The following is a 20,009-nucleotide window of genomic DNA, read 5'->3' as shown; positions in this document are numbered from 1 at the left end:
AAGGCAGGCAGTTGGCAGGACCAGCGGAGAGCAGGCCGACCAGACCCACGCCCTTTGAGCGGCTGTGGTCGGATCAGGACGACTCCCGCCTGACCGGCGATCCATCGCTTGTTGTCGATGTCGCTGGCTTCGAAGGCCCGCTTGATCTTCTGCTTCATCTGGCGCGTGGCCAAAAGGTCGATCTTTCCCGCATCTCGATCCTCGCGCTTGCCGAGCAGTATCTCGCCTTTGTCGACAAGGCGAGGGCGCTAAGGCTCGAACTCGCCGCCGACTATCTCGTCATGGCCGCGTGGCTGGCTTTCCTCAAATCCAAGCTGCTGATCCCCAAGCAGCCCGGCGACGACGGCGAAACCGGCGAGGAACTCGCCGCGGTGCTGCAGTTCAGGCTCAAGCGCCTCGAGGCCATGCGCGAGGCCGCCTCCAGATTGGTCAACCGCAACAGGCTGGGCCGTGAAGTGTTCTCGCGCGGCATGCCGGAACTCGTGGTCGTCGACCGCCGCAACACCTACACCGCCTCGCTCTATGACCTGTTGCACGCTTACGCCACCCAACGACAGCGGCAGGCGGCCTCCAATGTGCAGATCGCGCAGCGCAGCGTTTGGTCGTTGAAGGAGGCCCGCGATATCCTGACGCGCATGGTCGGCGAGATGAAAGACTGGACCGCGCTGGATCATTTCTTGCTGCGTTATCTGGTAAGTCCGACGGAACGGGTCAGCGCGATCGCGAGCGCCTTTGCCGCGAGCCTCGAACTGGTACGCGAGGGGCAGATCGAGATTCGCCAGGATAAGCCTTTCGCACCAATCTACATGCGTGGTGGACACCGCACCGACCGCGAAGAGGGCAGCGCATGAATAACGGACCAAAATCCGTTGTCGTGCCGTTCCCGAAGGAGGGCGACGGGCAGGGTCTGTCCAATCCGATCGACCGGATGCAGGTGATGGAGACGGTGCGCATGGTGGAGGCGATCATATTTGCCAGCGCCGAGCCCGTCAGCGAGCGGCAACTGGCTGAGCGATTGCCTGTAGGGGCCGATCTGCGCACTGCTCTCGAAGAGTTGCAGGCCATATATGCGCGGCGAGGCGTCAATCTTGTCCGCATCGCCGATTCATGGGCATTCCGCACGGCGGGCGACCTCACCTATGTGATGAACCGCGATGCCGTACAGCAGAAGAAGCTGTCGCGCGCCGCACTCGAAGTGCTTGCCATCATCGCATATCACCAACCGGTCACCCGCGCTGAGATCGAGGATATAAGGGGCGTGGAAACCTCCAAGGGCACGTTGGACACGCTGCTTGAGACGGAATGGGTGCGCATGCGGGGGCGCCGCAAGACGCCGGGCCGGCCCATCACTTACGGCACGACGGAAAAATTCCTCGATCATTTCGGCCTCGAGGAAGTTCGAGATTTGCCCGGCGTTGAAGAGCTCAAGGGCGCCGGATTGCTGTCGACGCGCATGCCAAGCAATTTTTCGATACCCCTGCCGCCATCCGACCCAGACGAACTGACGGAGGACGAAGATCCGTTCAGCGATATTGACCTCGAAGAGCTTGGGCTGTTGACGCCTCGCGTCACTGAGGACTGATATGCCTAACGCTTTTTCAGGAAGGGGGCGAAGGATTCGCCTATGAGTTCCATGACTGTCCCTTCGCGCGCCACCTCCGGAGTCACTTTCGCAGCGCGCCTGGCTTTTGAGAACATCTGTCACACCTTCGACGGTCGTAAGCAGACGCTGCGCGATGTCAGCCTCGTCGCCGAGCCCGGCGAGGTTCTCTGCCTCCTCGGCCCCTCCGGTTCGGGCAAGACGACCCTGTTGCGTATCGCGGCGGGGATTGAGCCGCAAACCACCGGCCGACTTTTGCTGAATGGCGAAGAGATTGCCGGACCGAACGTCTTTATGCCGCCGGAACGCCGCTCCATCGGTCTTGTGTTCCAGGATTTCGCGCTGTTTCCGCATCTGACCATTCTGGAGAATGTGCGCTTCGGATTAACTGCGCTGTCTCGGGACGATGGCCGCAAGGCTGCAAGCATCGCCCTGGAGCGAGTTGGACTGGAAAGCTATGCCGACAAATACCCGCATGCGCTATCGGGCGGGCAGCAGCAGCGCGTGGCGTTGGCGCGTGCCTTGGCGCCACGGCCGGCGGTCCTGCTCATGGACGAACCTTTCTCGGGACTTGATTCGCGGTTGAAGGATTCGGTGCGGGCAGAGACGCTGGCTATCTTGCGCGAAAGCCGCGCTACAGCGATCGTAGTGACGCACGACGCGGAGGAGGCGATGCGGATGGGCGACCGTATTGCTTTGCTGAAAGACGGAGCGTTGGTACAGGCAGGACCTGCGGAGGAACTTTATCTTCGCCCCGCAAGTCTTTTCGCTGCAGGCTTTTTTTCTGAAATCAATGTTTTCGAAGGGCCGGTTCTGAACGGATATGTCGAAACACCGGCGGGACAAGTCGAAACGGCTCTTCCAGAGGGCACAGCAGCTACCGTGGCGATCCGACTCAACGGTTTCGATCTGGTGGAAGGCGATGAAGGCGTGGAAGGCAGAATCGTTTCTCGCCGCTATCTTGGAGCGGTTGAATTGCTGGAGGTCGCCCTGTCCGGTACCGAGAATCTGGTTCGCGTGCGGGTCCGCAGCGGCACTTTGTCTTCAAAAGGCCGCGATATAAGGCTGTCTCTTAGACCTGATGATGTACTAGTGTTTGAATCCGGAAGTGAAAACGCCTAGATCAGGCGTCAGGAAACAGTCGAAAGAGAGTTGAAAATGGGTTCCTTTTCCATCTGGCACTGGCTGATCGTGCTGGTCGTCGTGCTGCTTCTGTTCGGTCGCGGCAAGATTCCGGAACTGATGGGCGATATGGCCAAGGGCATCAAGAGCTTCAAGAAGGGCATGTCCGACGAGGATGAAGTGGCTTCTTCGAAGACGGTCGAGCATCGCCCCGACGAGACGATTGATCCGACGAAGGAAAAAGTCAGCAAGAGCTGAGTTGAGAGCCTGCTGATCGGCGGATTGGATTGTTATGTTTGAAGTCGGTTGGACTGAGATGCTGCTGATCGCGGTCGTGATGATCGTGGTCGTTGGCCCCAAGGATTTGCCTAAAATGCTTCGGACAATCGGCCGCACGACCTCGAAGATGAGGTCGATGGCGGGCGATTTCCAGCGGCAGTTTAACGATGCCCTGAAGGAGGCAGAGCTTGACGACGTCAAGAAGTCGGTCGACGCCCTCAAGGACATGAATCCGGCAAGCCAAATCCGCAAGCACATCAATCCCTTCGAGAACGCGGCGAACGAGATCCGCTCGGGTCTTGATGGCCTCAAGGCCAAGCCGCCTGCACAGGCCGCATCTCCCGTGACGCACGCAGCCGAACCGCTGAAGAACGGCGCAACAGGTTCGCCCGACGCCGCCATTCCTGCTCCAGATGGTGCAGCGGGTGCTCCCATAGCTACGCCGGTCGCGTCTGTGTCCGCTTCACCTGTTGCCGAACCGTCGAAGGCGGGGGCAATTGCGCTGCCGGATGGGAACGCGCCAAAGGCTAAGTCCGCCAAGGCGGCGCCCAAAGCTGTAAAGAAGGTAGCTGCGAAGCCCGCAGCGCCCGAAAAACCGCTCGCTGTGATTGAAGCACCCGCGCGTGTGAAAAAAACGGCCCCGCGGAAGCCGGCCAAAATCGTCGAACAGCCGGTTGGTGAAGCCTCCGCCGCAGAGACTAAAGCAGGAAAAGCATCGTGAGTGTCGACGACGACGAGATCGAGAAGTCTTCCGCGCCGCTCATGGAGCATCTGATCGAACTGCGCACCCGCCTGATGTGGTCGCTCGGCGGGTTCTTTGTTGCGTTCCTGGTCTGCTTCTTCTTCGCCAAGCAACTCTTCAATTTGCTGGTCATCCCATTCAAATGGGCGACTGCTTGGGCCGGTCTCGACACCACGCATGTCGAACTGATCTACACCGCGCCCCAGGAATTCTTCTTCACCCAGATCAAGCTTGCGATGTTCGGCGGCATGGTGATCGCGTTCCCGGTGATCGCGACGCAAATCTACAAGTTCATCGCCCCAGGTCTTTATAAGAACGAGCGCTCGGCCTTTCTGCCTTTTCTGATCGCGTCGCCGATCCTGTTCTTGATTGGCGCATCGCTGGTCTATTTCTTCTTCACCCCTATGGTGATGTGGTTCTTCCTCGCCATGCAGCAGACAGGCCCCGATGCCGAGGTGCAGATTTCGCTGCTGCCCAAGGTTTCGGAATATCTCAGCCTCATCATGACGCTGATCTTTTCCTTCGGTCTGGTGTTCCAACTGCCGGTCGTGACGACACTTCTGGCGCGCGTCGGAATCGTGTCGGCGCAGCAACTGGCGGACAAGCGCAAATGGGCCATCGTCATCGCCTTCGTGGCGGCGGCAGTGCTGACGCCGCCCGATCCGATCAGCCAGATCGGCCTTGCCCTTCCCACGATCCTTCTTTACGAGATTTCCATCTGGACCGCCCGGATGATCGAAAAGAAGCGGGATGAGGAACGTCTGGCCAAAGAGGCCGCCGATAATTCCCAAACGGCAGAAGCCAGTGAAACCTCCGGTACCGCCGAAGGCGCTGACACCAAGTCTGCCGGCTGATTTTCAGCTCCTCCGTCGCGGTCCGTAACACCCAACTGCGACCGGAACTCGACAATGCTGGACATCAAATGGATTCGTGAGAACCCGCAGGCTCTCATCGACGCGCTCAAGAAGCGTGGACATTCGGCCGAATCCGCGCAGTCCACCGTTGAAGACGTCATTGCCCGCGATGAGGCGCGCCGCGAGCATGTTTCCAGGCTTCAGGAGGCACAGGAGCGCCGCAACGCCGCTTCCAAGGAAATCGGCAAGGCGCTTGGCGCCAAGGATTCCGCACTGGCTGAAAAGCTGAAAGCTGAGATCGGCGAGATTAAGGGCTTCATCCAGAACGGCGAAGCCCAGGCCCGCACGCTGGACAAGGCGCTGATCGATGCGCTGGCGGTCCTCCCCAACGTGCCGTTCGACGATGTGCCGATTGGCGCCGACGAGAAGGACAATGTCGAGATCCGCCAGGTCGGCACGGTCAAGCCGCGCCCTAACTGGGTCAAGGAGCATTATGAGATCGGCGAGGCGCTCGGCCTGATGGATTTCGAGCGTGCCGCCAAGCTGTCCGGTTCGCGCTTCACGGTGCTGAAGGGCCAGATCGCCCGGCTGGAACGCGCTATCGGGCAGTTCATGCTCGACCTGCACACGACCGAACATGGTTATATCGAAGTGCAGCCGCCGCTTCTGGTCCGCGACGAGGTGCTGTTCGGCACGAACCAACTGCCAAAATTCGAGGAAGATTTGTTTTTCGTGCCGCATGGCGAAGCGCGGCTTGGTCTCATTCCCACCGCCGAGGTGCCGTTGACCAACCTCGTGCGCGAGGAAATCCTTGCCGCCGAGCAATTGCCGCTGCGCTACACCGCGCTCACGCCGTGCTTTCGTTCGGAAGCGGGTTCGGCGGGGCGCGACACGCGCGGCATGCTGCGCCAGCATCAGTTCTATAAGGTCGAACTGGTCTCGATCACCGACCAGGAAAGCTCCGTTGCGGAGCACGAGCGGATGACGCAATGCGCCGAAGAGGTGCTCAAACGGCTCGAATTGCCGTTCCGCACTGTTGTGCTTTGCACCGGCGATATGGGTTTCGGCGCGCGCAAGACTTATGACATTGAGGTCTGGCTACCCGGCCAGAACGCCTATCGCGAAATCTCGTCCTGCTCGGTTTGTGGTGACTTCCAGGCCCGCCGCATGGATGCGCGCTACCGTAAAGCAGACGAGAAGGGCACCCGCTTCGTGCACACCCTCAACGGGTCCGGTACGGCTGTCGGCCGCGCTCTCATCGCCGTGCTCGAGAACTATCAGAACGAGGACGGCAGCGTAACCATTCCTGAAGTCTTGCGTCCTTACATGGGCGGACTGGCAAAGATCGAGCGGGCCTGAAGTCATGCGCATTCTTCTGACGAACGACGACGGCATTCACGCTGAAGGTTTGGCCTGTCTAGAGAAAATCGCGCGGCAGCTGTCCGACGATGTCTGGGTGGTGGCGCCCGAGACCGACCAGTCGGGCTTCGCGCATTCGCTGTCTATCTCCCATCCTCTGCGCATCCGTAAGATCGGCGACCAGCGTTTCGCGGTCAACGGCACGCCGACCGACTGCGTGATCATGGGCGTTCGGAAAATCCTGCCCGGCGCGCCCGACCTCATCCTGTCTGGCGTCAATTCCGGTTTGAACGTCGCCGACGACGTGACCTATTCCGGAACCGTGGCGGGCGCGATGGAAGGTACGCTTCTGGGCATAAAGTCGGTGGCGCTCAGCCAGGCCTACATCTTCGAGGAAGAAGAGCGCCATGTGCCCTATGGCACCGCGGAAGCGCTTGCGCCCGATATCCTGAAAAAGATCGTCGCCATGTCGCTGCCGGCCGGTGTGCTGATCAATCTCAATTTTCCGAGCTGCGCGCCTGCGGAAGCGCTGGGGGCCAAGGTCACGGTGCAGGGCAAGGTGTCCTACCGCATTTCCGTCGACGAGCGCCGCGACGGACGGCGCCTGCCTTACTACTGGTTGCGCTTCGGCCGAGACGAGCTGGGCCTTGTCGCCGGCTCCGACGTGCATGCGGTGCGCGGCAATTACGTTTCGGTGACGCCGCTCAAGCTCGACTACACCGCTCATGAGCTGCGCGACCAGCTTGCAAAGGCCATTGCATGATCGAGCAGCCCGAGGATCGGGAAGGCTTCGCAGCTTTCCTGTTGCGTCTGCGGGGCAGGGGGATCGTGCCGAAGAATCTGATTGCCGCCTTCGAGGCGACGCCCCGGCGCAATTTCATCCCCGGTCATTTTCATTCGCTCGCCTGGAGCGACCGGATGCTTCCGATCGAGTGCGGCGAGGCCATGGAGGGCGCGGACCTTCAGGCGGCCGTCATCGCGGCGCTGAATATCGAGCAAGGCAACCGCGTGCTCGAGATCGGCACCGGCTCGGGCTACACGGCGGCCGTCATGGCCCGCCTCGCCGGCCGGGTCTTCACCATCGACCGCTTCAAGACCCTTGTTGAGAATGCGCGTCAGCGCATTGAATCCATCGGCATCAACAATGTCATCGTCCGTCAGTTTGATGGCGCCGAAGGCATGCATAGCGAAGGTCCTTTCGACCGCATCGTCATCTGGTCGGCCTTCAAGGAACTTCCCCGAGGCTTCGTCGATCAGTTGTCGATGAACGGCATCATGATTGCGCCGATCGGACCCGACGAGGGCGAGCAGACGCTTGCCAAGTTGACCAAGATCGGCAGCCGTTTTGAGCGTGAAGACATTGGCGTGGTGCGCTTCCAGCCAGTAGCGCGGCATCTGGCCGCTATCATCTGATCCTTTTTTCCAGTGTTCGGCCTGTTCGCGACGGTGGTCCGCGTAATGCTCGATTGATGGCTATTTTAAGAAAAGTTTCGAAGCATCTTAACGGTTTAACGGCCCGGTAAGATTAACGCGCTTTAATCATGCGTATCTGGAGTGGGTATGCGAGTGACAGCGATGCGATTCGATATTTTGATTTCTGACAGACGCAAGCTGGTGAATGGCGGAGCGATGCTTTTGCTCGCGAGCCTGGCGGCCGGCTGCAGCAGCCAGGTGTCCCGCTTCAATGGCGTCGACGATGTCTTTACGGCATCGACGTCGAATCAACAGCAGGTGATAAACGGGCAGGGCAGTTCTCAGGCTTTTCCTGGCGACCAGACCATGGCCGCAGCACCGGTTGCACCCGCAAGTTCCGGGTCGGTCAGTCGCGGCGCGCTCTCGCCAGTCGCAGGCCAATCCCAGCCCATGATGGCCCAGGCACCAGCCGCTCAGCCTTCCGCATCCCAGCTGCCGCCGCCTGCAGCACCAACGCCGCGTTCGGCGCCCGTTGTCGCCGCTGCACAGCCTGCGCCGATGCCGGCCCCTCAGCAGGCCGCAAAGCCCGTTCAGGCGGCGCCTGCGAACAACACCCCGTTCCTGGCCGCGGACAAGAGCGCACCGGTTCCTTCGACGAAAGCGCCAGCGCCTCAGCAGGTCGCGACGGCACCCGCGCCTGCGCCAGTCGCCGCTACCAAGCCGGCGACCGTTTCCGCTGGCGGCAGCTACACCATCGCGCAGGGCGATACCCTCTCGCGCATTTCGCAGAAGACCGGCGTGAGCGTCGCAGCGCTCAAGCAGGCTAACAACCTTCAGGATTCGCCGCTCAAGATCGGCCAGACGCTGACCGTCCCGGCTTCAGGTGCCGCTCCGGTCGTTGCCGCGGCGCCGAAGGTCGACAAGACGCAGACCGCGGCGACAGCACCGGCAAAACCCGATGCCTCAGCCCCCGCGACGGTTGCCGCTTATACGCCGCCCAAGAAGGGCGAGAAGCTCGTCGAGCAGGCCTCGCTGGAGCCCGCCGATGCACCGAACGCCACCGGAATCGGCAAAATGCGCTGGCCGGTTCGTGGTCGCGTGATATCAAGCTATGGCAAGGGCGGTGGTGCTGCCAGCGACGGCATCGACATCGCTGTTCCGGAAGGCACGCCGATCAAGGCCGCAGAAAACGGCGTTGTCATCTATGCCGGCAACGGCCTGAAGGAATTCGGCAATACTGTGCTCGTCCGCCACGAAGACGGTCTCGTCACCGTTTACGGCCACACCAGCGAGATCAAGGTCCAGCGCGGTCAGAAGGTCAAGCGCGGCGACGACATCGCGCTGTCCGGCATGAGCGGCACGACTGACGCTCCGAAGCTGCACTTCGAAGTGCGCAAGAATTCTGCGCCGGTCGATCCTTCGACGTTCCTGGAATAGGATTTAGCCACTGGAATTCAAAAGGCCGGCGGATCGCTCCGCCGGCCTTTTTGCTTTTGAGCCGTGTTCGACGCTCAGTCGCGCAGCGGTTGGCCAAGGCGTCCTGCCAGGTCCTGCGTGAACTGCCAGGCGACTCGGCCGGAGCGGCTGCCTCGGGTCGTCGCCCATTCCAGCGCTTCCGCGCGCAGAACCTCAGGGTCGATCGAAAAACCCTGATATTCGGCATAACCCTGGATCATCGCCAGATAGTCGTCCTGCGAGCATTTGTGAAAGCCAAGCCACAGCCCGAAACGATCGGACAGCGAGACCTTTTCTTCCACGGCTTCCGACGGATTGATCGCCGTGGACCGCTCGTTGTCGATCATATCGCGCGGCAACAGATGACGCCGATTGGACGTCGCGTAAAAGATCACATTGGCCGGACGTCCTTCGACGCCACCTTCGAGTGCCGCCTTGAGCGATTTGTATGAGGTATCGTCATGATCGAAGGACAGATCGTCGCAGAACAGGACAAAACGGTAGGCTGAGTTCTTTAGAATAGCCATCAGCTTGGGCAGCGTATCGATGTCTTCGCGGTGGATTTCGATCAGCTTCAGTCCTGAAGCGGCACGCGCTGAATTCACGCTTGCATGAGCCGCCTTCACCAGCGAGGACTTGCCCATGCCCCGCGCTCCCCAGAGCAGCACATTGTTGGCCGGAAGGCCTGCGGCAAAGCGTTCCGTGTTCTCCACCAGAATGTCGCGAACCCGGTCCACACCCTTGATTAGGCCGATCTCGACGCGGTTGACGCGGGCAACGGGTTCAAGAATGCCGCCATCCGCATTCCAGACGAAACAGTCGGCCGCGGTCAGGTCCGCGGGCTCCGGTTGCGGTGGGGCCAGACGGCCTACGGCCTCGATCAGCCGTTCCAGTTTCGCGTTCAGCGCTTCGATCGTTGCATCACTCATAGGCCTGTCCAAAGTCCGTCATTGATATGGGCGGCGGTGTACCACGCGGTACGGTTGCCGAAAAGCGTTGTGTTGCCGCGCTTGCGCAGTTGCATTGGCGGTGCCAGCGACTATATTCCGGCGAAATTTCAGGGCTCCGCTGCGGAGCGCGTTTTCTCGGGAGATTTATATGTTCGTGACGCCAGCATACGCGCAGGCAGCAACTGGCGGCGGAGCAGACATGCTCGTCAGCATTCTGCCCTTCATCCTGATCTTCGTGATCATGTACTTCCTGATCATTCGTCCTCAGCGCACCGCGTTGAAGAAACGCCAGCAGATGCTGCTCGCGGTTCGCCGCGGCGATACCGTCGTTACCGGCGGGGGTTTGATCGCCAAGGTGACCAAAGTGTCCGACGACGAGCTCGAACTCGATCTCGGCGCTGGCGTGAAGGTGACGGCCTTGCGTTCGACGCTCGCGGATGTCCGCGTCAAGGGCGAGCCTGTCGCCAATCAGAACGCCAAGAAATAACCGCATTCCGGGCCGAACGCACCTCAAAGGCCTGAACGGAAGAGCCAGATGCTATATTTTTCCCGCTGGAAGACGATACTGATATGGGCTGTGGTTGCGCTGGGCGTGATCCTGTCGCTGCCCAACATTCTGCCCCAGTCTACGCTCGACAGTCTTCCAGGCTGGGCGCCCAAGCGGACGATGACGCTCGGTCTCGACCTGCAGGGCGGCTCGCATATCCTTCTGGCCGTCGACCGACAGGACCTCGTCAACGAGCGGCTCAACGCCACGCGTGACGACATCCGGACTTTGCTGCGCGATGCCCGCATCGGCTACACCGGCCTGACGGGAACGGGCCGAAGCGTTCAAGTGCGAGTGCGCGATGCGGCGGACGCGGAAAAGGCCAGAACGGCGCTCGCTCCTCTGACCCAGCCCGTATCGTCGGGCGTGCTTGGCAACGCCATCACCGAACTGAGCCTCGGGGAGCCGGAACCCGGCCTGCTGCGCTTCACGCTGACCGACGAGGGCGTCAACTACCGCGTGAACAGCGCAGTTACGCAGTCGATCGAGGTGATCGGGCGTCGCGTCAATGAACTCGGCACCACCGAGCCCGTCATCCAGCGCTCCGGCGCGGACCGTATCCTTGTTCAGGTGCCTGGCCTCGAAGACCCGCAGCGCTTGAAGGAAATTCTCGGCCAAACCGCCAAGCTGACCTTCCAGATGGTAGATCAGTCCGTTCCGGTACAGGAAGCGATCAATGGCCGCCCGCCGGCTGGGTCGACAGTCATGTATTCGACCGACGACCCCCCCGTGCCGTATCTGATCGAGAACCGCATCATCGTTTCAGGCGAAAACCTGGTCGATGCACAGGCGACGTTCAATCAGCAGACCAGCGAACCTGTGGTGTCGTTCCGTTTCGACGCTCGTGGTGCGGGTCGCTTTGGCCAAGCAACGCAGCAGAATGTCGGCCGTCTTTTCGCGATCGTCCTCGACAATCAGGTAATTTCAGCACCGCGCATCAACGAGCCGATTATCGGCGGTAGCGGCCAGATTTCCGGCAATTTTACGACGCAGAGCGCCAACGACCTGGCGGTTCTTCTGCGCGCGGGTGCGTTGCCGGCCGACCTGACTATCGTCGAAGAGCGCACCGTCGGCCCGAGTCTCGGCGCCGATTCCATTGCTGCCGGCAAGCTCGCGTCGCTGGTCGGCGCAGCCTTGGTCGTCGGCTGCATGCTGCTCGTTTACGGCAAGCTCGGGCTTATCGCCAATCTGGCTCTCGCAGCCAACGTTGCATTGATAATAGCCGTCCTGACAATGCTGGGGGCAACACTTACGTTGCCTGGTATCGCCGGAATCGTGCTTACGATGGGCATGGCGGTGGATTCCAACGTCATCATTTTCGAGCGCGTCCGCGAAGAAAGAAATCAGGGACGCTCGATGGTGCAATCCTTCGATGGCGGTTTCCAGCGAGCGCTTGCAACGGTGGTGGATGCGAACTTCACAACCCTGATCATTGCCGTGATCCTCTTCTATATGGGGACGGGACCAGTCCGCGGCTTCGCCGTTACGCTCGGCATCGGTATCGTGACCACGGTCTTCACCGCCTTCACGCTGACGCGCTGGCTCGTGGCCGTATGGTTCCGCAAATGGCGTCCGCTCGAGTTTCCGAAGGGCCTCGTTCAGTATTTACCGCTGAACCCCAGGATTCCCTTCATGCGCTACCGGAATTATGGTTTCGCGCTGTCGGGATTTGCTTCGATCGCCGTCGTCGGACTGCTGTTCGTGTCGGATTTCAATTACGGCATCGACTTCAAGGGCGGCTCACTGATCGAGATGCAGTCCAGAGATCACGTCTCCAAGCCCGGCGAGGTGCGCGACCGGCTTGGTGGACTCAATCTTGGGGAGGTACAGGTCCAGGCATTCGGCGAGCAGGGCGAACTGATGGTTCGTGTGCCAACGCAGGAGGGCGGCGATAACGCTGAGCAGACGGTGGTCGACAAGGTGCGGATGGAATTGTCGGATGATTTCGATTTCCGTCGGATCGAGGTTGTAGGGCCTACAGTTTCAGGCGAACTCGCCTGGACGGGCACGATCGGCATCACGCTGTCCATGTTGGCACTGCTGGTCTACATCTGGTTCCGTTTCGAATGGCAGTTCGGCCTTGGTGCCGTCATTTCGACCGCTCACGACGTCATCATCATCGTCGGCGTTTATGTCGTCCTCGGGCTGGAATTCAACCTGTCGAGTATCGCCGCGATCCTGACTGTTATCGGCTATTCGATCAATGACACCGTAGTCATTTACGACCGAATACGGGAAACGTTAAGGAAATATAAGAAGATGCCGATCGACGAGGTGATCAACATCTCGCTGAATCAGACGCTGTCGCGCACCATCCTGACCGGCCTTACCGTGCTTCTGGCGTTGATAGCGCTCTACTTCTTCGGTGGTGAAGTGATCTCGTCCTTCGTCTTTGCCATCATTGTCGGGGTGTTCGTCGGCACCTACTCTTCGCTGTTCATTGCCGGTCCGCTTTTGATCCTCTTCAAGCTGCGGCCGGACATGTTCGAGAACGAAAAAAGCACCGCGATTGCTGCAACCGCGCAGCCTTCCGGCTCGTAGGCAAAGATGGGGTCGGGGCTCGTCATACGCGAAGCGCATTTCCCAGGGCGGGCGCCGATCGAGGCTTATGGCAATGGAGGCTTCCGCTTTGCCGATATGTCGCATCGCGGCTCGATCCTGTGCCTGCCGTCCGGAATCTATGGCTGGCAGCCGGTTTCAGCCGCCAGCTTGACGGTTGCGGATTTCGATCGGCTGCTTCCCGAAGCCGACGCTGTGCAGATACTGCTGGTCGGTATGGGGCCTAGTCTTCAACCTTTGCCAGCCGAGTTGCGCGCCGCTCTTCGCGCTGCCGGAATCGCGGCTGATCCCATGTCCACTGGTGCGGCTGTCAGAACCTACAATGTTCTGCTCGCCGAAGATCGCTCGGTCGCAGCCGCTCTGATTGCCGTCGACTGACGTGGACAAGTCCGTCGATTCCCTACAGCAAGCCGTCCGCGAAGCGGATCGCGACCGCTATATCTCGGTGCTCTATGCACCTGAGGAGAAGCGGAATGCACTTCTGTCCCTTTACGCCTTCAACGCCGAAATAGCCTCCGTCCGCGAACGGGTGCGCGAACCATTGCCCGGCGAAATCCGGCTGCAATGGTGGCGTGACCTGATCGCGGCTGACAATATCGAGGGCGCCGGCGGCAGCCCTTTGGCTGTTTCGCTGATCTCGACGATTCGCGCGCACCGTCTTCCGCGCGAGGCCTTCGACAATTATTTCGAGGCGAGGCTGTTCGATCTCTACGACGATCCCATGCCGAGCCGCACCGACCTCGAGGGCTATTGCGGGGAAACCGCGTCGGTCTTCATCCAACTCGCCGCTATGGTACTGGACCCTTCGGCGGCAAGAGCCGTGGCGGAACTGGCAGGCCATGCCGGCTGCGCGCAAGCCATCACCGGCTTGCTGCGGCTGCAGCCGATCCACCAGCGGCGTGGGCAATGCTATGTGCCCACAGACATCCTTGCCGCCGCTGGAACGTCGGTGGATGAGCTCCTGGAGGACGCTGCGTCGCCGTCTTCCCGCATGGCGCTGGCAGCGATGCGGGCGCTGGCGCGTGAGCACTTGGCCGCGTTCGAGCGCGGCGCAAGGGATCTGCCCCAGGTCCTGCGGCCGGCATTTTTGCCGCTGGCGCTGACGCGCGCTTATCTCGATCGCTTGGATAAAGCTGGGCCATCTTCCGCACCGGCTGCGACGGATATATCGATGGTCCGCCGCCATGCGCTTATGTTCCGCCGCGCATGGCGCGGCTGGTAGGCGTTTACTCGGCCGCTGCCTGTTGTTGCGCCGGAAGCCCAAGCCATGTCCTGCAATCTGCAAGTGCGCGCGACGTCATCGCCTTCTTCTTGGCAAGCGTCTTTTCCTTGCCACGCAGGCGTTTGCCTTCGGATTTCGGCGTTTCGACATGCGGAAACAAGCCGAAATTGATGTTCATCGGCTGAAAGGAGCGCTTGCCCGGTTCTTCATCGGAGGTGATGTGGCCGCCGGTGATGTGGTTGAGCAAGGCTCCGAAAGCCGTTGTCAGCGGAGGTGGCGCGATCGTTTCACCAAGCCGCGCCGCAGCGGCGAATCGCCCCGCAAGCAGCCCGATGGAAGCGCTCTCGACATAGCCTTCACAGCCCGTGATCTGGCCGGCAAAGCGCAGCCCATCGCGGCCTTTCAGCTGTAGCGTCGGATCGAGCAGTATAGGCGAATTGATGTAGGTGTTGCGATGTAGCCCGCCCAGCCGGGCAAATTCCGCGTTCTGCAAGCCTGGAATCATCCGCAGGATGTGCGTCTGCTCGCCATGGCGCAGCTTGGTCTGGAAACCGACCATGTTATAAAGCGTGCCCAGCGCGTTGTCCTGGCGCAACTGCACCACCGCATAGGCCTTTACCGTTGGATTGTGCGCGTTGGTCAATCCCATCGGCTTCATTGGACCATGGCGAAGGGTCGCAGGTCCACGCTCGGCCATGATTTCGATCGGCAGGCAGCCGTCGAAATAGGGGGTGCCTTCCCAGTCCTTGAACTCGGTCTTCTGGCCGTCGAGAAGCGCCTGTATGAACGCGTCGTACTGTTCCTTGTCCATCGGACAGTTGATGTAGTCCTTGCCGGTGCCGCCGGGACCCACCTTGTCGTAGCGCGACTGGAACCAGCAGATATCCATGTCGATGCTGTCGAAATGCACGATGGGAGCAATGGCATCGAAAAAAGCCAGCGCATCCTTGCCGGTGGCCTCGCCGATGGCTGCGGCGAGCGAGGGCGCCGTCAGCGGGCCGGTGGCGATGATTGCCTGGTCCCATTCCTCGGGCGGGAGGCCGGTCACTTCCTCGCGCGCCAGCGAGATCAGTGGATGCGATTCGATCTTGCGCGTCACGGCATCGGAAAATCCGTCGCGGTCGACCGCGAGCGCGCCGCCGGCTGGAACCTGGTTGGCATCGCCGCAGGCCATGATCAGCGAGCCGGCAAGTCGCATTTCGGCGTGCAGCAGGCCGACCGCATTGCTCTCCGCATCGTCTGAGCGGAAAGAGTTCGAGCAGACGAGTTCGGCCAGACCGTCCGTCTTATGCGCATCGGTGCCGCGCACGGGGCGCATTTCATGCAATATGACGGGCACGCCGGCCTGAGCGATCTGCCAGGCGGCTTCCGACCCGGCGAGACCGCCGCCGATGATGTGAATGGGCTTGTGTGTCATGCGCGCCGAAATAAGGCTTTGCGGCCGCGAAAGCAATCGCGGCGAGCGTTTACTACGTTTCAACAGGCCAGTTGTGAACGACGCGCCGCTTATCCATAAAGCTGGGATGATCTCGCGAGTACCCTCAGTCTCCGTCATCCTGGTCTCGGCACTGCTTGCAGGCGCGGCACAGAACGCCGAGGCGCAGGGGATCTCCGTTCGAATGTTGGAGATTTGCCATGGTTATGGCTGCGCATTCCACTCCAAGCTCAACCTGACCTCAGCCGATTCTGCGCGTTTTGCGACGATCATGGCAAAGGGCAGCGCCACGCCAGCTGCCGAACGCGCAGCGGTCGCCAAAGCGGTTCAGCATTACGAGACCCTTGCGCTCAAGATGACGGGCGTTCGAGACGATGCGAAGTCGAGATTTGCCGCTTCAAAAATCCGTGGACAGATGGACTGCATCGACGAATCAACCAACACACGTGGCCTGCTGCTGTATCTGCAAAAGCGCGGGTTGCTCAGGCATCACACGGTTGCTCCGAATACCTCACGAGGCTTTCTTCTCGACGGCAGGTATCCGCACTGGACGGCGGTGCTTCGGGAAAATTCCGGTGCGAGCTGGTCGGTGGATTCGTGGGTCGAGCCGATGGGGGGACGGCCAGAAATTCTTCCTCTGCAAGATTGGAAGAACAAGCGTCTATCCAACGGCTGAGAGGTTCACGCGCCCAAGGAAAGGGATGCCTCAAACAGAGACACCCGCCGGGGGAGGAACCGGCGGGTGTCGCAAAAAGGGTCGGCTTTTGGGAGGAGGAGGAAGAGCCGACCAGCCGACTGAACCCTTGGGAGGAGACAGGTTCAGCCGGAATTCCTCTTATTCTTAGAGTCCGCGGCGGGCTAGCGACGGAATTTCATCGCGCCGGACGCCTACGTCAGCAAGCTGGCGATTGGACAGGCGACCCAGCTCATCGACCGTCTGGCGATAGGAACGCCAATTACGGATGGTGCGGATCAGGTTCATTTTGGTTCTCTTTTCGGTTCTATCTAATAGCCGCTGATTAAGCGGTCTTGCGGGCGACGTAAGGGATTTCAGCGCGGTTGATGCCGAGATCGGTGAGTTCGCGGTTCGACAGACGGCTCAGTTCGTTGATGGTCTGACGATAGCTGCGCCAGTTGCGGTAATTGCGGATCAGGTTCATGATATTGCTCGTTTCGTCTTTGTTTCGATTTTCATTCGTTCTTTGTACGTGGCTTAAATATGAGCATTGGGTCCAAATTTGAAGCAACAATGTGGAATGGCAGCCCTGCGTTTTGTGCAATGCACCATTAACGACCATTCAGCTGTGGGGTGGAATTGGGGCTGTGCCCAATGCCAAGGCATGTGATGGAAATTTTCAGCATGGGAGGAGGGAGGGACGGACATGGCCAGCTACGCCTCACGGGTAAAGAAAGACATCACGCGTTGGGTCGAAGGCGGGCTCATCACCTCGGCTGTGGCTGAGCAGCTTGCTCTCGATATCGAAGGACGCGACCGCAATGCGCTCAACTTTGGCTCGATCCTGGCTGTTCTGGCAGCGTTGCTGTTCGGTGCGGCAATCCTGATCTTCGTGGCTGCCAACTGGGAGGGCATTCCGCGTTTGGCCAGGGTAGGGATGCTGTTCGCCTTTATCCTCGCCGCCTATATGGGTGGCGCCTGGTTCAAGCTGCGCGACCATCCGGCGATAGGCGAGGCGTGCTGGATCGTCGGTGCCGCGGCGTTCGGCGGCACGATCGCTTTGATAGGACAGATGTACCACATGTCGGGCGACGAAGCGGCTGCCTTGCTCGTCTGGATGGTGGGCACAGGGCTTGCAGCCGCAGCGCTTCGCTCGAGCATGCTCACCGTGTTTGGCGTCGGAATTGCGATCGCGTGGCTTTTCGTCAGCGATTTCGATCTGTTTGGCGCCCACACCTTGCCGCACATCTTTCTGTTGTTTCTCGTGGCTTTCTGGGCACTGTCCTATTGGACTCGAAGCCAGCCGGCTCGGCATGTGATCCTGCTGACGCTGCTCTTTTATGGCGTTGTCTGGGCATTGGAGGGCGATGTTTTCGCGCCAGCCATGGTCATCGCCATGGTGTCCGTTGCGCTTCTGGCGCTGTCGCTTCTGATGCCGGAGCGAACGGATCGCCTTGTTCAGCTTGGCGGTTATCTGCCGCTGCATGGGTTGATCGGCTTCATGACTGGTATCTCCGTCATTCAGATAGACCGTATTGACGACGGCGGATTCGTCCTGGCGGCAATTTCCGCGCTCACTGTCATCGCGGCGACATTGGTTCTGGGCGGGCGAGAGAGCAGGGCGCTGCGCTGGCTCGCTTATCTCGGCTTTGCCATCGAATTGGCCATCGTCTACCTCGTCATGGTCGGCTCAATGGTGGGCACTGCGGGCTTTTTCCTCGTCGCGGCGCTGATCCTGGCTTTGCTGGCGTTCGTCATCATTCGGATCGAAAAACGTATGAAGCCTTCCATGCAAGGAGCGGCCTGATGTTGAAAAAGACAACTCTCCTGCCTGCATTGGTTGTTGCGCTGGCCCAGATCGGATTTCTGAGCTGGATGATCATGGCGCGCGCCGCGGTGCTGCGCGATGGTCGCGAGGTGCTTCTGAAGGTGGAGCCCGTCGATCCGCGCGACCTCTTGCGTGGCGACTATGTGCGGCTCGGCTATGAGATATCGTCCATCCCAGCCAATCTTTTCCGCAATCTCGACGATACCGGGATTAGGCCTGATGCGAGTGTCACGGTCCGGCTTTCACGCCGGAACGACGGATTTTGGCACGCAACGGATGCCTGGATCGGGCAACCCACGGATGCCGCTTCCACTGATGCCGTCGACATCTCCGGCAAGGCAACCAGCGGCTTTTTTGGCAGCGAGGACAATCAGGTCGTGTCGATTGACTATGGGCTTGAGCGATTCTATCTGCCAGAAGGCGAGGGGCTGGCGATAGAGCGCGACATGCGCACCCGCAATTTCGGCGTAAAGGCAGCCGTTGCCGCCGATGGTGCGTCGCAGATCAAGGCTTTGATGGATGGCGACACCATGCTGTTCGAAGAGCCGCTCTATTAAGCGGGCAGCTGCGGCGCTGCGGCCCGGTTGGCGTAGACGACGCCCTTGCTGGGCAACGCGGTTCGAACGAGATACGGGCTGTCATCGAAAAGGCCCGCGAGAACCGGGTTGTGGTAGACGATGAACAGCCGATGTTCAGCATCGGCAAAGGTCGCGGCCAGATTGTCGAGGACCTTGCGCATCACGACTTCACCGAACGGATTGTAGAGAAACACTACGGTGTCCCGGTTTTCGAATTGGTAATCTGCCGCGTCGCCATGGATGCAGCCTGCGGCATAGCCGCCGCGATGTTCATCCGAAAGTTTCTGCAGATTCGCGTTGGCGACAGCCGAAAGTTCGCGCGAAAACTCGACGCCGATGACTTCGGTGAACCTATAGTCGCAGGCGATCGCCAAGACCAGGCCTTTGCCGGCGCCCAGGTCGACAAAAGAAAATTCGTTATGACGGATCGGCAAGGCATCGAGGTCGGCTCTCACGGCATCCGCATTGGCAGCCTGATACCGAACGCCATGCACGAGGTTCGGGCTGTCTATATCCAGCGTCCATAGGGGCACCACGCCATCGGTATCGATTCCGTTGGCCGGGAATGAGCTGGTCGAGACAATCTTGCGCCGAGCCAGAAACCACTCGCCTGGCGCAGCAACAATCCGCCGGACGGTGTGGCGCAAACCTTTATCGCGGACAGACTGTAAAACGGACTGAAGAAGTACCGAGATTTGCATAGGCCCTTGCAAGTCGGCTGAGGCGGCACACGACCGCAAATCATCATGGGAGCTGTCGCCGGGGTACAACCATCTGATATGTCGCTATAATTTCTTCCACATCAGTCGCTGGTAAAGCAACTTACCTTTAATCGGTAGTTATGCGGCGATAGGTCGTCTCTCAGTTCACCGAACGGTACTTTCGAGGCTACTCAGGCGGATGAACGGTGTCGATGCGATCGTTATGGAGCGCTGAATGAGGGTATTGTGGCCCGTCTTTACCGCCTTTTGTGGCCAGCAAAACCAGAAAACGCACGCCTTAACAAAACGGCATGAGTAATTGTGTAATTAAAACAATTTGTTAGTCGGAAGAAAAGACGGGAAAATGGTGCGGATGATAGGAATCGAACCTACACGCCTTTCGGCACTGGAACCTAAATCCAGGGCGTCTACCAGTTCCGCCACATCCGCATTGTGACGCCCAATCTCATGTCGCCATCATTCTGTCAATGTAGGGGCGGAAATCTGCGGGAAACGGGCTGAAAAGTCGAAGATGGTTGAAAATTTGCAACGTCTATGACAAAAGGCCAGTCGAAGACGGAGGATTGTAACTGCCTGCAATCAGAAGACTGCGATAAAAACAAGCTATAACAAGCACTTATCGAATTTTTCGTTGCAGTGGGATGCCGGTGAGCTTTGCAGCGAATCCG

Annotated in this window: 22 protein-coding genes and 1 tRNA gene; 17 read left to right on the top strand and 6 right to left on the bottom strand. The window is 59.9% G+C overall.

The window, feature by feature from the left end; all coding sequences use genetic code 11:
* Window positions 1-11 precede the first annotated feature (11 nt).
* The 10 genes from ICI42_RS18025 to ICI42_RS17980 all read left to right on the top strand — a co-directional run bounded on the left by ICI42_RS18025 (window position 12) and on the right by ICI42_RS17980 (window position 8,806).
* Window positions 12-851 carry a segregation and condensation protein A gene (locus tag ICI42_RS18025; RefSeq protein WP_230980434.1) on the top strand — a complete coding sequence of 280 codons (840 nt, stop codon included), beginning with the start codon at window positions 12-14 and terminating at the stop codon, window positions 849-851.
* A complete protein-coding gene (gene scpB / locus ICI42_RS18020) occupies window positions 848-1,582 on the top strand; it encodes an SMC-Scp complex subunit ScpB (RefSeq protein ID WP_188165996.1) in 735 nt (244 codons plus the stop codon). Before ICI42_RS18025 ends, scpB begins: the two co-directional genes overlap by 4 nt.
* 42 nt (window positions 1,583-1,624) lie before the next feature.
* Window positions 1,625-2,722 (top strand): ABC transporter ATP-binding protein, encoded by a 1,098-nt coding sequence (locus ICI42_RS18015; RefSeq protein WP_188165995.1) that lies wholly within the window; start codon window positions 1,625-1,627, stop codon window positions 2,720-2,722.
* A 36-nt stretch (window positions 2,723-2,758) separates the two neighbouring features.
* Window positions 2,759-2,980, top strand: coding sequence for a twin-arginine translocase TatA/TatE family subunit (locus ICI42_RS18010; protein WP_188165994.1), 222 nt, complete (start codon window positions 2,759-2,761; stop codon window positions 2,978-2,980).
* A gap of 34 nt (window positions 2,981-3,014) precedes the next feature.
* A complete protein-coding gene (tatB, locus tag ICI42_RS18005; RefSeq protein ID WP_188165993.1) occupies window positions 3,015-3,722 on the top strand; it encodes a Sec-independent protein translocase protein TatB in 708 nt (235 codons plus the stop codon).
* 41 nt (window positions 3,723-3,763) lie between these two features.
* Complete coding sequence (gene tatC / locus ICI42_RS18000; protein WP_188166153.1) at window positions 3,764-4,597, top strand: twin-arginine translocase subunit TatC; 834 nt, start codon at window positions 3,764-3,766, stop codon at window positions 4,595-4,597.
* Window positions 4,598-4,651: 54 nt separating this feature from the next.
* Complete coding sequence (gene serS / locus ICI42_RS17995) at window positions 4,652-5,956, top strand: serine--tRNA ligase (protein WP_188165992.1); 1,305 nt, start codon at window positions 4,652-4,654, stop codon at window positions 5,954-5,956.
* Between the two features lie 4 nt (window positions 5,957-5,960).
* Window positions 5,961-6,719: a 5'/3'-nucleotidase SurE gene (gene surE, locus ICI42_RS17990; RefSeq protein ID WP_188165991.1), complete on the top strand. Its 759-nt coding sequence runs from the start codon at window positions 5,961-5,963 to the stop codon at window positions 6,717-6,719.
* The gene (locus ICI42_RS17985; RefSeq protein ID WP_188165990.1) at window positions 6,716-7,369 is read left to right on the top strand and encodes a protein-L-isoaspartate(D-aspartate) O-methyltransferase; all 654 of its coding nucleotides are present in this window, start codon (window positions 6,716-6,718) and stop codon (window positions 7,367-7,369) included. The genes surE and ICI42_RS17985 overlap by 4 nt, the downstream gene beginning before the upstream one ends.
* A 216-nt stretch (window positions 7,370-7,585) precedes the next feature.
* Window positions 7,586-8,806 carry a peptidoglycan DD-metalloendopeptidase family protein gene (locus ICI42_RS17980; RefSeq protein WP_407945183.1) on the top strand — a complete coding sequence of 407 codons (1,221 nt, stop codon included), beginning with the start codon at window positions 7,586-7,588 and terminating at the stop codon, window positions 8,804-8,806.
* 74 nt (window positions 8,807-8,880) lie between these two features.
* Here ICI42_RS17980 and ICI42_RS17975 read toward each other — a convergent pair whose 3' ends face one another.
* The gene (locus ICI42_RS17975; RefSeq protein ID WP_188165988.1) at window positions 8,881-9,753 is read right to left on the bottom strand and encodes an ATP-binding protein; all 873 of its coding nucleotides are present in this window, start codon (window positions 9,751-9,753) and stop codon (window positions 8,881-8,883) included.
* A gap of 169 nt (window positions 9,754-9,922) precedes the next feature.
* Between ICI42_RS17975 and yajC the strand changes: the two genes are divergently transcribed.
* Genes yajC through ICI42_RS17955 form a run of 4 tightly spaced genes read left to right on the top strand, consistent with a single transcriptional unit; the run spans window position 9,923 to window position 14,102 of the window.
* Window positions 9,923-10,261: a preprotein translocase subunit YajC gene (gene yajC / locus ICI42_RS17970; RefSeq protein WP_188165987.1), complete on the top strand. Its 339-nt coding sequence runs from the start codon at window positions 9,923-9,925 to the stop codon at window positions 10,259-10,261.
* Window positions 10,262-10,309: 48 nt separating this feature from the next.
* Entirely contained in the window at window positions 10,310-12,862 is a 2,553-nt protein-coding gene (secDF, locus tag ICI42_RS17965) for a protein translocase subunit SecDF (protein ID WP_188165986.1), read from the top strand.
* Window positions 12,863-12,868: 6 nt separating this feature from the next.
* The gene (locus tag ICI42_RS17960) at window positions 12,869-13,258 is read left to right on the top strand and encodes an Mth938-like domain-containing protein (protein WP_188165985.1); all 390 of its coding nucleotides are present in this window, start codon (window positions 12,869-12,871) and stop codon (window positions 13,256-13,258) included.
* Window positions 13,245-14,102, top strand: a complete 858-nt coding sequence (locus tag ICI42_RS17955) for a phytoene/squalene synthase family protein (RefSeq protein ID WP_210317348.1) — start codon at window positions 13,245-13,247, stop codon at window positions 14,100-14,102. Before ICI42_RS17960 ends, ICI42_RS17955 begins: the two co-directional genes overlap by 14 nt.
* A gap of 4 nt (window positions 14,103-14,106) precedes the next feature.
* Here the strand turns inward: ICI42_RS17955 and trmFO are convergent, their stop codons facing one another.
* Window positions 14,107-15,519 (bottom strand): methylenetetrahydrofolate--tRNA-(uracil(54)-C(5))-methyltransferase (FADH(2)-oxidizing) TrmFO, encoded by a 1,413-nt coding sequence (gene trmFO / locus ICI42_RS17950; protein WP_188165984.1) that lies wholly within the window; start codon window positions 15,517-15,519, stop codon window positions 14,107-14,109.
* Here trmFO and ICI42_RS17945 point away from each other — a divergent pair.
* Window positions 15,518-16,213 carry a hypothetical protein gene (locus ICI42_RS17945; protein WP_230980433.1) on the top strand — a complete coding sequence of 232 codons (696 nt, stop codon included), beginning with the start codon at window positions 15,518-15,520 and terminating at the stop codon, window positions 16,211-16,213. The two genes, trmFO and ICI42_RS17945, sit on opposite strands and share 2 nt — an antisense overlap.
* A 165-nt stretch (window positions 16,214-16,378) precedes the next feature.
* On the opposite strand, the gene ICI42_RS17940 is transcribed toward ICI42_RS17945, so the two are convergent.
* Together ICI42_RS17940 and ICI42_RS17935 are read right to left on the bottom strand one after the other, a co-directional pair.
* Window positions 16,379-16,519, bottom strand: coding sequence for a DUF1127 domain-containing protein (locus ICI42_RS17940; protein WP_188165983.1), 141 nt, complete (start codon window positions 16,517-16,519; stop codon window positions 16,379-16,381).
* Between the two features lie 37 nt (window positions 16,520-16,556).
* Window positions 16,557-16,697: a DUF1127 domain-containing protein gene (locus tag ICI42_RS17935; protein WP_188165982.1), complete on the bottom strand. Its 141-nt coding sequence runs from the start codon at window positions 16,695-16,697 to the stop codon at window positions 16,557-16,559.
* A 222-nt stretch (window positions 16,698-16,919) separates the two neighbouring features.
* Between ICI42_RS17935 and ICI42_RS17930 the strand changes: the two genes are divergently transcribed.
* Together ICI42_RS17930 and ICI42_RS17925 are read left to right on the top strand one after the other, a co-directional pair.
* Complete coding sequence (locus tag ICI42_RS17930) at window positions 16,920-18,020, top strand: DUF2157 domain-containing protein (protein ID WP_188165981.1); 1,101 nt, start codon at window positions 16,920-16,922, stop codon at window positions 18,018-18,020.
* Window positions 18,020-18,598, top strand: coding sequence for a GDYXXLXY domain-containing protein (locus tag ICI42_RS17925; RefSeq protein ID WP_188165980.1), 579 nt, complete (start codon window positions 18,020-18,022; stop codon window positions 18,596-18,598). The genes ICI42_RS17930 and ICI42_RS17925 overlap by 1 nt, the downstream gene beginning before the upstream one ends.
* Here the strand turns inward: ICI42_RS17925 and ICI42_RS17920 are convergent.
* Entirely contained in the window at window positions 18,595-19,389 is a 795-nt protein-coding gene (locus ICI42_RS17920) for an SAM-dependent methyltransferase (protein ID WP_188165979.1), read from the bottom strand. The genes ICI42_RS17925 and ICI42_RS17920 overlap by 4 nt on opposite strands.
* 296 nt (window positions 19,390-19,685) lie before the next feature.
* Window positions 19,686-19,770: transfer RNA gene (locus tag ICI42_RS17915), tRNA-Leu, on the bottom strand.
* Window positions 19,771-20,009: the final 239 nt, after the last annotated feature.

Source organism: Oryzicola mucosus, from assembly GCF_014534685.1.
Classification (GTDB): domain Bacteria; phylum Pseudomonadota; class Alphaproteobacteria; order Rhizobiales; family Rhizobiaceae; genus Oryzicola; species Oryzicola mucosus.
Note: the sequence above shows the minus strand (reverse complement) of the source record. Positions and strands in the feature narration are given on the sequence as shown.